Source organism: Streptomyces sp. LMG1-1-1.1 (assembly GCF_040815545.1).
In the GTDB taxonomy this organism is placed as follows: domain Bacteria; phylum Actinomycetota; class Actinomycetes; order Streptomycetales; family Streptomycetaceae; genus Streptomyces.
Window position 1 is genome coordinate 61749 of the sequence record NZ_JBFPNH010000031.1, and the last position, 13411, is coordinate 75159.

Annotated in this window: 7 protein-coding genes; all 7 read left to right on the forward strand. The window is 70.3% G+C overall.

Annotated features, from left to right (window positions below; genetic code table 11):
* The first annotated feature begins 198 nt into the window (after nucleotides 1–198).
* The 7 genes from MRBLMG1_RS18130 (at nucleotide 199) to pulA (ending at nucleotide 13407) form a co-directional block, all read left to right on the forward strand.
* On the forward strand, nucleotides 199–1476 hold the full coding sequence (locus tag MRBLMG1_RS18130; RefSeq protein WP_367825088.1) for an extracellular solute-binding protein: 1278 nt from the start codon (nucleotides 199–201) through the stop codon (nucleotides 1474–1476).
* Nucleotides 1477–1522: 46 nt separating this feature from the next.
* Nucleotides 1523–2533, forward strand: a complete 1011-nt coding sequence (locus MRBLMG1_RS18135) for a carbohydrate ABC transporter permease (protein ID WP_367825089.1) — start codon at nucleotides 1523–1525, stop codon at nucleotides 2531–2533.
* Nucleotides 2530–3402 (forward strand): sugar ABC transporter permease, encoded by an 873-nt coding sequence (locus tag MRBLMG1_RS18140; RefSeq protein WP_367825090.1) that lies wholly within the window; start codon nucleotides 2530–2532, stop codon nucleotides 3400–3402. Before MRBLMG1_RS18135 ends, MRBLMG1_RS18140 begins: the two co-directional genes overlap by 4 nt.
* A gap of 50 nt (nucleotides 3403–3452) precedes the next feature.
* Nucleotides 3453–5132, forward strand: coding sequence for a glycoside hydrolase family 13 protein (locus tag MRBLMG1_RS18145; RefSeq protein WP_367825091.1), 1680 nt, complete (start codon nucleotides 3453–3455; stop codon nucleotides 5130–5132).
* On the forward strand, nucleotides 5120–6196 hold the full coding sequence (locus tag MRBLMG1_RS18150) for a LacI family DNA-binding transcriptional regulator (RefSeq protein ID WP_367825092.1): 1077 nt from the start codon (nucleotides 5120–5122) through the stop codon (nucleotides 6194–6196). The genes MRBLMG1_RS18145 and MRBLMG1_RS18150 overlap by 13 nt, the downstream gene beginning before the upstream one ends.
* Before the next feature lie 123 nt (nucleotides 6197–6319).
* A complete protein-coding gene (locus MRBLMG1_RS18155; protein WP_367825093.1) occupies nucleotides 6320–8041 on the forward strand; it encodes a carbohydrate-binding module family 20 domain-containing protein in 1722 nt (573 codons plus the stop codon).
* 71 nt (nucleotides 8042–8112) lie between these two features.
* Nucleotides 8113–13407 carry a pullulanase-type alpha-1,6-glucosidase gene (pulA, locus tag MRBLMG1_RS18160; RefSeq protein WP_367825094.1) on the forward strand — a complete coding sequence of 1765 codons (5295 nt, stop codon included), beginning with the start codon at nucleotides 8113–8115 and terminating at the stop codon, nucleotides 13405–13407.
* Nucleotides 13408–13411: the final 4 nt, after the last annotated feature.

Genomic DNA, 13411 nt, shown 5'->3' on the forward strand with positions numbered 1-13411 from the left:
ACCCTGTCAAGCAGCTCGTCGGCAACCTTCGGGACACGCGGATGTAACGATCGCCGGTCCTTGCAGAAATTCCCCGCAAGCTCTTTCGGCGCGTTTTCATCCCTGTTACGTTCCTGGCAACCCGGAGCGCCGCGAGGGAGCGGTCGCATGAGGAAGGTTCCAGCCCCTCGTCTCCCCGGGATCATCGAAGGAGTTCACATGCGGCGTGGCATAGCGGCCACCGCGCTGGTCGCGGCCCTGGGCGTGACCCTGGCGGCGTGCGGGAGTGACAGCGGTTCCAACGACGGGGGCGCGAAGGGCTCGGGCGAGCTCTCCGGCACCGTGACCTGGTGGGACACGTCCACGGTCGGCTCCGAGGACAAGGTCTTCAAGAAGGTCGCCGAGGACTTCGAGAAGAAGCACCCCAAGGTCACGGTCAAGTACGTCAACGTCCCCTTCGGTGACGCGCAGAACAAGTTCAAGAACGCCGCGCAGTCCGGCTCCGGTGCCCCCGACGTCATCCGCTCCGAGGTCGCCTGGACCCCCGAGTTCGCCGACCTCGGCTACCTGGCCCCCCTCGACGGGACCCCCGCCCTCAAGGACGCGGACGACTTCCTCAAGCAGGCGTCGGCCTCCACCCAGTACAAGGGCAAGACCTACGCCGTCCCGCAGGTCATCGACTCCATGGGCATCTTCTACAACAAGAAGATCTTCAAGGACGCCGGCGTCGAGGTCCCCAAGACCATCGACGAGCTCAAGACCGTCTCCGCCAAGATCAAGCAGAAGACCGGCAAGACCGGCCTCTACCTGCGCGGCGACGACGCCTACTGGTTCCTCTCCTTCCTCTACGGCGAGGGCGGCGACCTCGTCGACGCCGAGAAGAAGACGATCACCGTCGACAGCCCCGCCGGCGTGAAGGCCTTCAAGACGGTCAAGGACCTGGTGGACTCCGGCGCGGCCAAGACGGACGCGACCGACGGCTGGAACAACATGCAGACGGCCTTCAAGGACGGCAAGGTCGCCATGATGATCAACGGCCCGTGGGCCGTCGCCGACACCTACGCCGGCAAGGAGTTCACGGACAAGGCCAACCTGGGCATCGCCCCGGTCCCGGCCGGTTCCGCCGGCCAGGGCGCTCCGCAGGGCGGTCACAACCTCGCCGTCTACGCGGGCTCGAAGAACCTCGACGCGTCCTACGCCTTCGCCGAGTACATGACCTCGGCCGAGACCCAGGCGACGGTCGCGAAGGAGCTCAGCCTCCTCCCGACCCGTCAGTCCGTCTACATCAAGTCGGACGTCGCGACCAACGAGATGATCACCTTCTTCAAGCCGGTCGTCGACAAGGCCGTCGAGCGCCCCTGGATCCCGGAGACCGGCAGCCTCTTCGCGCCGCTCGTCACCGAGTACACCAAGGTCCTGACCGGCCAGACCACCCCCGAGGCGGGTGCCAAGGCGACCGGTGACGGCTACCGCAAGCTCCTGAAGGACTGGAAGTAGCAGGCAGTAGCAGGCAGCAGGAAGAAGAAGGAAGGCAGGCCGGCTGATGGCTGTGGACACCCCCAGCCAGTCGGTGGTGAAGGCCGCGGGCGACAGCGCCCGCGGCCGGAGCCGCGGAACTGGTAAGTCCCGGGGCGCGGCGAAGCGCTCCCTCTCCACCCACTGGTACGCCTGGGCGATGGTCGCCCCGGTGACCGTCGTGATCGCCGTGATCATCGGCTATCCGCTGGTCCGCGGCATCTTCCTGTCGCTGACCGACGCCAACGAGCGCAACGTCGAGCGCTCCATCGGCGTCAACCACATCCCGTCCAGCTACGAGTTCGTGGGCCTGGACAACTACGCCGACGCGCTGACGGGCGGCCAGTTCCTCTCCACCCTGGGCTGGACGCTGGTGTGGACGGTGTCCTGTGTGTCCGTGACCTTCGCCCTCGGCCTGGCCCTCGCCAACATCCTCAACCGCAGGATCGCCGGCCGCGGCGCCTACCGGCTGATGCTCATCCTGCCGTGGGCCGTGCCCGGATTCGTCTCCGTCTTCGCCTGGCGCTTCCTCTACAACCAGGACAACGGCCTCCTCAACAAGCTCCTCGCGGGCGGCGGCATCGACGCGGTGCCGTGGCTCAACGACCCCACCTGGGCCAAGGTCTCGGTCATCGCGACCAACGTCTGGCTCGGCGTGCCGTTCATGATGGTCGCCCTCCTCGGCGGGCTCCAGTCCATCCCCGGCGAGCTGTACGAGGCCGCCGAGATGGACGGTGCCAACGCCTGGCAGCGCTTCCGGCACATCACCATGCCCGGGCTCAGCTCGGTGTCGACGACGGTGATCCTGCTCTCCACCATCTGGACCTTCAACATGTTCCCGGTGATCTTCCTGCTCACCCGGGGCGGGCCCGGCGAGGCCACCCAGATCCTCGTCACCCAGGCCTACAAGTTCTCCTTCGAGGTCAGTCCGCGCGACTTCGCCCAGTCGTCCACCTGGGGCGTGCTCATCCTGGTCCTCCTGATGCTCTTCGCCGCGGTCTACCGGCGAGTCCTCCGCAAGCAGGGAGAAGTCTGGTGACCACCACGACCCCCGCCCGTCACGCCGTGACCAACACCCCGATCCGCGGCCGCCGTTCGCCGCTGGCCTCGGTCGCGCTGCACGTCACGCTGATCACGGCGTCCGTGATCGCCGTCTTCCCGGTCCTCTGGGTGCTGCTGACCTCGCTGAAGCCCGCGAAGTACGCGATCACCACGGACTTCTTCAAGGAGACGACGCTCGAGAACTACACGAACCTGCTGCGGGACACCCCGTTCCTCACCTGGTTCGGCAACTCGCTGCTCGTCGCCGGTCTCACCACCGTCATCGGCGTCTTCGTCTCCGCCACCACGGGCTACGCCGTCAGCCGCTTCCGCTTCCCCGGCAAGCGCGGACTGATGTGGACGCTGCTCATCACCCAGATGTTCCCGGTCGCCGTCCTCATCGTGCCGATCTACAACATCATGGCGTCGATGGGCCTGCTCAACCAGCCGGTCGGCCTGGTCGTCACGTACCTGACGATCGCCGTCCCGTTCTGCGCCTGGATGATGAAGGGCTTCTTCGACACCATCCCGCGCGAGATCGACGAGTCGGGATACGTCGACGGCCTCACCCCGTTCGGCACCTTCTGGCGGCTGATCCTGCCGCTCGCCAAGCCGGGCATCGCCGTCACCGCGTTCTACTCCTTCATCACCGCGTGGGGCGAGGTGGCCTACGCCTCCGCCTTCATGGTCGGCGACGAGAACCTGACGCTCGCCGGCGGACTGCAGAAGTTCGTCAACCAGTACGGGGCACAGTGGGGCCCGATGGCCGCGGCCTCCGTGCTGATCGCCGTCCCCGCCGCCCTGGTGTTCCTCTTCGCCCAGCGGCATCTCGTCACCGGCATGTCGGCCGGTGCCGTCAAGGGCTGACGGCCCTGAGCACCCCGCCCGAACGCACCTCCTTACCTCCCAGGGAAGACATGACCCAGCATCTCGCCACCCCGGCCGACGCCCCCACCACCGGCACGCACACGGGCTGGTGGAGAGACGCCGTGATCTACCAGGTCTACCCGCGCAGCTTCGCCGACGGCAACGGTGACGGCATGGGCGACCTGGAGGGCATCCGCAGCCGGCTGCCGTACCTCAAGGACCTGGGCGTCGACGCCGTCTGGCTCTCCCCGTTCTACGCCTCGCCGCAGGCCGACGCCGGCTACGACGTCGCCGACTACCGGGCCATCGACCCGATGTTCGGCTCGCTCCTCGACGCCGACGCGGTGATCCGCGAGGCCCACGAACTGGGCCTGCGCATCATCGTCGACCTGGTGCCCAACCACTCCTCCGACCAGCACGAGTGGTTCCAGCGGGCGCTGCGCGAGGGCCCCGCATCGCCGCTGCGCGAGCGCTACCACTTCCGTGCCGGCAAGGGCGCGAACGGCGAACTCCCGCCCAACGACTGGGAGTCCATCTTCGGCGGCCCCGCCTGGACCCGTACGGAGAACGCGGACGGCACCCCCGGCGAGTGGTACCTGCACCTCTTCGCCCCGGAGCAGCCCGACTTCAACTGGGAGCACCCGGCCGTCCGCGACGAGTTCCGCTCCATCCTGCGCTTCTGGCTGGACATGGGCGTCGACGGCTTCCGCGTCGACGTCGCCCACGGCCTGGTCAAGGCCCCGGGCCTGCCCGACATCGGCGCCCACGACCAGCTGAAGCTGCTCGGCAACGACGTCATGCCCTTCTTCGACCAGGACGGCGTCCACGAGATCTACCGCACCTGGCGCAAGGTCCTCGCCGAATACGACGGGGAGCGCGTCCTCGTCGCCGAGGCGTGGACCCCGACCGTCGACCGCACCGCGAACTACGTGCGCCCCGACGAGATGCACCAGGCCTTCAACTTCCAGTACCTGGGCACCCACTGGGACGCGGCGGAGCTCCGTACGGTGATCGACGCCTCGCTCGACGCGATGCGCCCGGTCGGCGCCCCCACCACCTGGGTGCTGTCCAACCACGACGTCACCCGGCACGCCACCCGCTTCGCCAACCCGGCGGGCCTCGGCACCCAGCTCCGCGAGGCCGGCGACCGCGCGCTCGGCCTGCGCCGCGCCCGCGCCGCGACCCTGCTGATGCTGGCCCTGCCCGGCTCGGCGTACGTCTACCAGGGCGAGGAGCTCGGCCTGCCCGACGTCACCGACCTGCCCGACGAGGTCCGCCAGGACCCGTCGTTCTGGCGCGCCAGCGGCCAGGACGGCTTCCGCGACGGCTGCCGGGTGCCGATCCCGTGGACCGCCGAGGGCTCCTCGTACGGCTTCGGCGCCGGCGGCTCGTGGCTGCCGCAGCCGGCGACCTGGGGCGGGCTGAGCGTCGAGGCGCAGACCGGCGACCCCGGCTCCACCCTGGAGCTGTACCGCAGCGCGCTCGCCGTACGCCGCGAGCGCCCCGAACTCGGTGCGGGCGAGGACGTCGAGTGGCTGGAGGCACCCGAGGGTGTGCTCTCCTTCCGCCGCGACGGCTTCGTCTGCACCGCCAACACCACCGGCCGGGCCATCTCCGTCCCGCTGCCCGGCCGGTTCCTCCTTTCCAGCGAGGAGATCCGAGTCGTCGCCGTCGACGACGAGGACAGGGCGGAACTGCCCGCCGACACCACCGTCTGGTGGGCGGTGTGACGATCCCCCTGCCGCGGGGCGCCGGAAACGGCGCCCCGCGGCTCGCGGACATCGCGGCCCAGTCCGGCGTCAGCGAGGCCACCGTCAGCCGCGTCCTCAACGGCAAGGCGGGGGTGGCCGGCGCGACCCGGCACAAGGTGCTCGCGGCGCTCGACGTGCTCGGCTACGAGCGTCCCGTGCGGCTCAAACGCCGCAGCGCGGGCCTCGTCGGGCTCGTGGTGCCCGAGCTGACCAACCCGATCTTCCCGGCCTTCGCGCAGGTCGTCGAACAGGTCCTCGCCGGGCACGGCTACACCCCGGTGCTCTGCACCCAGATGCCCGGCGGCGCCACCGAGGACGAGCTCGTCGAGCAGCTCGTGGAGCGCGGGGTGGCCGGCATCGTCTTCCTCTCCGGGCTGCACGCGGACGCCAGCGCCGACCCCGCCCGCTACGCCCGGCTGACCGCCCGGGGCGTGCCGTACGTCCTCATCAACGGCTACAACGAGCACATCGACGCCAACTTCGTCTCGCCCGACGACCGCGCCGCGGCCCGGATGGCCGTCCGGCACCTGGTCGAGCTCGGCCACGAGCGGATCGGCCTCGCCATCGGCCCCACCCGGTACGTGCCCTCGCGCCGCAAGGCCGAGGGCTTCGCCGCCGAGCTGTACGAGCTCCTCGGTGTCGAGCGGGCGGACGCCGAACGGTTCATCAGGCCCACGCTCTTCGGCGTCGAGGGCGGCCACGCGGCCGCCGAGATCCTGCTGCGCGAGGGGTGCACGGGCATCGTCTGCGCCTCCGACCTGATGGCGCTCGGCGTGATCCGCGCGGTCCGCGCCCGGGGCCTCGAGGTGCCCGACGACGTCTCCGTCGTGGGCTTCGACGACTCCCCGCTGATCGCCTTCACGAGCCCGCCGCTGTCCACCGTGCGCCAGCCGGTGCAGGCGATGGCGACGGCCGCCGTCGGCGCGCTCCTGGAGGAGATCGAGGGAAATCCGGTGCAGCGCACGGAGTTCGTGTTCCAGCCGGAGCTGGTCGTACGCGGCTCCACCGCGCAGCCTCCCAAGGGTTCGCAAGGCCTTTCGTAACAACTTGCGCAGGGGTGTCCGGAGGGTTGACCGGGCGCCGGGGCACTCGTACGGTCACGGCTGAAAACAGTTGCTGAAGTTTTCGGCAACTTCTTGCGACACTGATGTCGTACAGGAGGAAGCATGGCCAGAAGAACCGTGGCCGCTGCACTCGCCCTCGTGGCGGGAGCTGCCGCTGTGGCCGTCACGGGAAACGCCCCGGCGCAGGCCACCCCGCCCGGCGAGAAGGACGTCACCGCGGTGATGTTCGAATGGAACTTCGCCTCGGTGGCCCGTGAGTGCACCGACCGCCTCGGCCCCGCCGGATACGGATACGTCCAGGTCTCCCCGCCCATGGAACACCTCCAGGGCGGCCAGTGGTGGACCTCGTACCAGCCGGTCAGCTACAAGATCGCCGGACGTCTCGGCGACCGCACCGCCTTCAAGAACATGATCGACACCTGCCACGCGGCCGGTGTGAAGGTCGTCGCCGACTCCGTCATCAACCACATGGCGAACGGCTCCGGTACGGGAACGGGCGGGACCCCGTTCTCCAAGTACGACTACCCGGGCCTCTACTCCGGCTCCGACATGGACGACTGCCGCTCCTCGATCACCGACTACCAAAACCGCGCCAACGTCCAGAACTGCGAACTGGTCCAGCTCCCCGACCTCGACACCGGCGAGGACCACGTCCGCGGGAAGATAGCCGGCTACCTCAACGACCTGCTGTCGCTCGGCGTCGACGGACTCCGCATCGACGCCGCGAAGCACATGCCGGCCGCCGACCTCGCCGACATCAAGTCCCGGCTGACGAACCCGAACGCCTACTGGAAGCAGGAGGCCATCCACGGCGCCGGCGAGGCCGTCTCCCCCAGCGAGTACCTCGGCACGGGCGACGTCCAGGAGTTCCGCTACGCCCGCGACCTCAAGCGCGTCGTCCAGGGCGAGAAGCTCTCCTACCTCAAGAACTTCGGCGAGGCCTGGGGCTACATGCCCTCCGGCCAGTCCGGTGTCTTCGTCGACAACCACGACACCGAGCGCGGCGGCGACACCCTGTCCTACAAGGACGGCGCCAACTACACCCTCGCCTCCGTCTTCATGCTCGCCTGGCCCTACGGCTCCCCGGACGTCCACTCCGGCTACGAGTGGACCGACAAGGACGCCGGCCCGCCCAACGGCGGCCAGGTGAACGCCTGTTACGCCGACGGCTGGAAGTGCCAGCACGCCTGGCGCGAGATCTCCTCCATGGTGGCCTTCCGCAACACCGCGCGGGGCCAGGCCGTCACCGGCTGGTGGGACAACGGCGGCAACGCCATCGCGTTCGGCCGCGGCTCCAAGGCCTACGTGGCGATCAACCACGAATCCTCGGCGCTCACCCGCACCTTCCAGACCTCGCTGCCCGCCGGCGCCTACTGCGACGTGCAGAGCAACACGGCCGTCACGGTCAACTCCTCCGGCCAGTTCACGGCCACCCTCGCCGCCAACACCGCGGTCGCCCTGCACGTGAACGCCACCCACTGCGGCGGGACCAACCCGACCACGCCGCCGACGACGACCCCGCCGCCCGCCACCGCGGGCGCGTCGTTCAACGTCAACGCCACCACGGTCGTCGGCCAGAACATCTACGTCACCGGCAACCGCGCCGAGCTCGGCAACTGGGCCCCGGCCTCCGCCCTCAAGCTCGACCCGGCCGCCTACCCCGTGTGGAAGCTGACCGTCTCCCTCCCCGCCGGAACGTCCTTCGAGTACAAGTACGTCCGCAAGGACGCGGCCGGGAACGTCACCTGGGAGTCCGGCGCCAACCGCACCGCGACCGTCCCCGCCACGGGCCAGGTCGTCCTGAACGACACCTTCCGCAGCTGAGCCTCCCCGCACGCAACAGGGCCGCCCCGCCGGGGCGGCCCTCTCTTCCCGTACCTCCAGGGAGCACCCCCGTGACACGCAAGAGAACGGCGGTCGCACTGGCAGCCGCCCTGTGCGCGACCCTCGTGCCCGCCCTCCCCGCGGCCGCCGCGCCCCGGCCCCCCGCCCCGCCGTCCGACCGGGCGCTCGCGGCCCAGCCCGCCCGCCAGGACCTCACCCGCGAGCAGTTCTACTTCGTCCTGCCGGACCGCTTCGCCAACGGCGACGCGTCCAACGACCGGGGCGGCCTGACCGGCAGCCGCACGCAGACCGGCTTCGACCCGACCGACAAGGGCTTCTACCAGGGCGGCGACCTCAAGGGCCTGACCCGGCGGCTCGACTACATCAAGGGCCTCGGCACCACCGCCATCTGGATGGCGCCGATCTTCAAGAACCGGCCCGTGCAGGGCACCGGCAAGGACGCCTCCGCCGGCTACCACGGCTACTGGATCACCGACTTCACCCAGGTCGACCCGCACTTCGGGACCAACGAGGACCTGGAGAAGCTGATCGCCGCCGCCCACGCCAAGGGCATGAAGGTCTTCTTCGACGTCATCGCCAACCACACCGCCGACACCGTCGACTACGCCGAGCAGAAGTACGGCTACCGCCCCAAGGGCGCCTACCCGTACCTCGACAAGGACGGCCGCCCCTTCGACGACCGCGACGCGATCGGGAGGACCGACGCCGACTCCTTCCCGTACACCCCCGTCGAGAAGGCGAACGCCAAGGTCCCGTCCTGGCTCAACGACCCGACGATGTACCACAACCGGGGCGACTCCACCTGGGTCGGCGAGTCCGCCGAGTACGGCGACTTCGTCGGCCTCGACGACCTGTGGACCGAGCGCCCCGAGGTCGTCGAGGGCATGAAGAGGATCTACGAGAAGTGGGTCCGCGACTTCGACATCGACGGCTTCCGCATCGACACCGTCAAACACGTCGACCTGGACTTCTGGACCCAGTGGGCCACCGCCCTCGACGCGTACGCCAAGAAGCAGGGCCGCGAGGACTTCTTCATGTTCGGCGAGGTCTACTCCGCCGACACCACCGTCACCGCCCCCTACGTCACCCGCGGCCGGCTCGACGCCACCCTCGACTTCCCCTTCCAGGACGCCGCCCGCGCCTTCGCCTCCCAGGGCGCCGGCGCCGACCGGCTCGCCAAGGTCTTCGCCGAGGACTACCGCTACACCACCGACAAGGCCAACGCCTACGAGCAGGTCACCTTCCTCGGCAACCACGACATGGGCCGCTTCGGCACCTTCCTCAAGCAGGACAACCCGAACGCCTCCGACGCCGAACTCCTCGACCGCACCCGGCTCGCCAACGAGCTGATGTTCCTCTCCCGCGGCAACCCGGTCGTCTACTCCGGCGACGAGCAGGGCTTCACCGGCGCCGGCGGCGACAAGGACGCCCGCCAGCCCCTCTTCGCCTCGCGGACCGCCGACTACCTCGACGACGACCAGATCGGCACCGACCGCACCCACGCCACCGACGCCTACGACACCACCCACCCGGTGTACCGGTCGATCGCCGCGCTCGCCCGGCTCACCCGCGGGAACCCGGCCCTCCGCGACGGCGTCCAGCAGGAGCGGTACGCCGAAGGATCCGTCTACGCCTTCTCCCGCACCGACGCCGAGGCGCGCACCGAGTACCTCGTCGCCACCAACGGCGCCACCACCGCGAAGACCGTCACCCTCCCGGTCGACTCCGCGAACTTCCGGGTCCTGTACGGGGGTCAGGGCGCGGTCGCCGCGAAGAACGGCGCGGTGACCGTCACCATCCCCGCCCTCTCCTCCCTGGTCCTCAAGGCCGACCGCGCCCTCCCCGCCCCCGCCGCGCAGCCGGCCCTGGGCCTCAGGGCACCGGCCGCCGGAGCCACCGGCACCGTCGAGCTCACCGCCGACGTCACCGGCGGACAGCTGAACCGGGTCGTCTTCGCCGCCCAGGTCGGCGACGGCCGCTGGCAGACCCTCGGCACCGCCGACCACGCCCCCTACAAGGTCACCCAGCACGTGACCGCCCCCGCCGGCACCGCCCTGCGCTACAAGGCCGTCGTCGTCGACTCCGCCGGACGCACCGCGAGCGCCACCGCCGCCACCACGGCCGGAGCGCCCCCGGCGCCCGAGAAGCCCGTCGCCGTCGAGCGGACGTACGCCGTCGTGCACTACCGGCGCGAGGACGGGAACTACGACGGCTGGAAGCTGAAGGCCGCCGGCCAGGAAGCCGCGTTCACCGGCCGCGACGCCCACGGCGCCTTCGCCTGGGTCAAGGTCCCCGAAGGCGCCGCCACCCTCGCCTACACCGTCGAGAAGGACGGCGCCGCCGACGGCCCGCAGCGCGCCGTCAACCTCGGCCGCACCGGCGAGGTCTGGATCACCCAGGGCCAGGACGGCCAGTCCGACACCGCCCCCGCCGGCACCCCGCAGGACAAGACCAAGGCCGTCATCCACTACCAGCGGCCCGACGGGAACTACGACGGCTGGGGCCTGCACACCTGGACCGGCGCCGCCCAGCCCACCGACTGGTCCAAGCCGCTCATGCCGGTGCGCTTCGACGCGTACGGCGCGGTGTACGAGGTGCCCCTCACCGAGGGCGCGACCTCCCTCTCGTACATCCTCCACAAGGGGGACCAGAAGGACCTGCCCACCGACCAGTCCCTCGACCTCGCCACCTACGGCCACGAGATCTGGGCGCTCTCCGCACAGCAGAAGTACCTGCTCCCGACCGTCGGCGGCACCCCCGCCCTCGACCTCGGCACGTCCGAGGCCCAGTGGATCGACAGGAACACCGTCGTCTGGAAGGTGAAGCCGACCGACGCCACCAGCCAGCAGCTGGTGTACGCGAAGGACGGCGGCCTCGCCGTCACCGACGGCGCCCTGAACACCGAGGGCCAGTGGCTCCGGCTCACCCCCTCCTCCCTCAGCGACGCCCAGAAGGCGAAGTACCCGCACCTCGCGGCGTACCCCGCCTTCACCGTCGACCCGCGGGACGCCGACCGCGTCCGCGACTCCCTGCGCGGTCAGCTGATCGCCACCCAGCGCGCCGCCAACGGCGCCCTCCTCGCCGCCACCGGCGTCCAGACCGCCGGCGTCCTCGACGACCTGTACGCGGCGAAGGCCACGAAGGCGACCCTCGGCCCGGTCTTCACCGGCGGCCGCACCACCCTCTCGCTCTGGGCCCCCACGGCACAGACCGTCGCCCTCGAACTCGACGGCAGGACCGTGCCCATGCGGCGCGACTCCGGGTCCGGCGTCTGGTCCGTCACCGGCCCGAAGTCCTGGACCGGGAAGCCGTACCGGTACGTGGTCCAGGTCTGGGCGCCCAGCGTCCGGAAGGTCGTCGTCAACAAGGTCACCGACCCCTACTCCACCGCCCTCACCACGGACTCCGCCCGCAGCCTCGCCGTCGACCTCACCGACCCGAAGCTCGCCCCCCAGGGCTGGCGGAACCTGACGAAGCCCGCCGCCGTGCCGCTGCGGGACGCCCAGATCCAGGAACTCCACATCCGCGACTTCTCCGTCGCCGACACCACGGCGAAGGCCGACCACCGGGGCACCTACCTCGCCTTCACCGACAAGGACAGCCAGGGCTCGCGGCACCTCAAGGCCCTCGCCGCCTCCGGCACCTCCTACGTCCACCTCCTGCCCGCCTTCGACCTCGGCACCGTCCCCGAGAAGAAGTCGGACCGGACCGAACCCGCCTGCGACCTGAAGGTCTACGCCCCCGACTCCGAGGAGCAGCAGGCCTGTGTCACCGCCGCCGCGGCGAAGGACGCCTACAACTGGGGCTACGACCCGCTGCACTACACCGTCCCCGAGGGCTCCTACGCCACCGACCCCGAAGGCACCCGCCGCACGGTCGAGTTCCGGCAGATGGTCCAGGCCCTCAACGGCGACGGCCTGCGCACGGTCATGGACGTCGTCTACAACCACACCGTCGCCTCCGGACAGTCCGACAAGTCCGTCCTCGACAAGATCGTGCCCGGCTACTACCAGCGCCTCCAGGCCGACGGCTCCGTCGCCACCTCCACCTGCTGCGCCAACACCGCCACCGAGAACGCCATGATGGGCAAGCTCGTCGTCGACTCGGTCGTCACCTGGGCGCGCGACTACAAGGTGGACGGCTTCCGCTTCGACCTCATGGGCCACCACCCGAAGGAGAACATCCTGGCCGTCCGCAAGGCCCTCGACGCCCTGACCGTCGAGAAGGACGGCGTCGACGGCAAGGCGATCGTCCTCTACGGCGAGGGCTGGAACTTCGGCGAGGTCGCCGACGACGCCCGCTTCGTCCAGGCCACCCAGAAGAACATGGCCGGCACCGGCATCGCCACCTTCTCCGACCGGGCCCGCGACGCCGTCCGCGGCGGCGGCCCCTTCGACGAGGACCCCGGCGTCCAGGGCTTCGCCTCCGGCCTCTACACCGACCCCAACTCCTCCACCGCCAACGGCACCCCGGAGCAGCAGAAGGCCCGCCTCCTGCACTACCAGGACCTCATCAAGGTCGGCCTGACCGGCAACCTCGCCGCCTACACCTTCACCGACACCGCCGGGCGCACCGTCAAGGGCTCCGAGGTCGACTACAACGGCGCCCCGGCCGGCTACGCCGCCGCACCCGGCGACGCCCTCGCCTACGTCGACGCCCACGACAACGAGAGCCTGTACGACGCGCTCGCGTTCAAGCTCCCGGCGGGCACCTCCCCGGCCGACCGCGCCCGCATGCAGGTCCTCGCCATGGCGACGGCGACCCTCTCGCAGGGCCCGGCGCTCTCCCAGGCCGGCTCGGACCTGCTGCGCTCCAAGTCCCTCGACCGCAACTCCTTCGACAGCGGCGACTGGTTCAACGCCATCCACTGGGACTGCCGCGACGGTAACGGCTTCGGCCGCGGCCTGCCGCCGGCCGCCGACAACAAGGCCAAGTGGTCCTACGGGAAGCCGCTGCTCGTGAACCCGGCCCTGACGGTCGGCTGCGAGCAGATCGACGGCACCTCCGCCGCCTACCGGGACCTGCAGGAGATCCGCACCACGGAGCCGGTGTTCTCGCTGGCCACCACCGGACAGGTCCAGTCGGCGCTGAGCTTCCCGCTCTCCGGCACCGATGAGACCCCGGGCGTGATCACCATGCGCCTCGGCGACCTGGTCGTCGTCCTCAACGCGACCCCGCGGAGCACCACGCAGAAGGTCGCCGACCTGGCCGGGAAGGGCTACGCCCTGCACCCCGTCCAGGCCGCGGGCTCCGACACCGTCGTGAAGTCCGCCTCCTACGAGACCGCCTCGGGCACCTTCACGGTCCCGGCGCGCTCGGTGGCGGTGTTCAAGGCCGCGAGCTGACCGT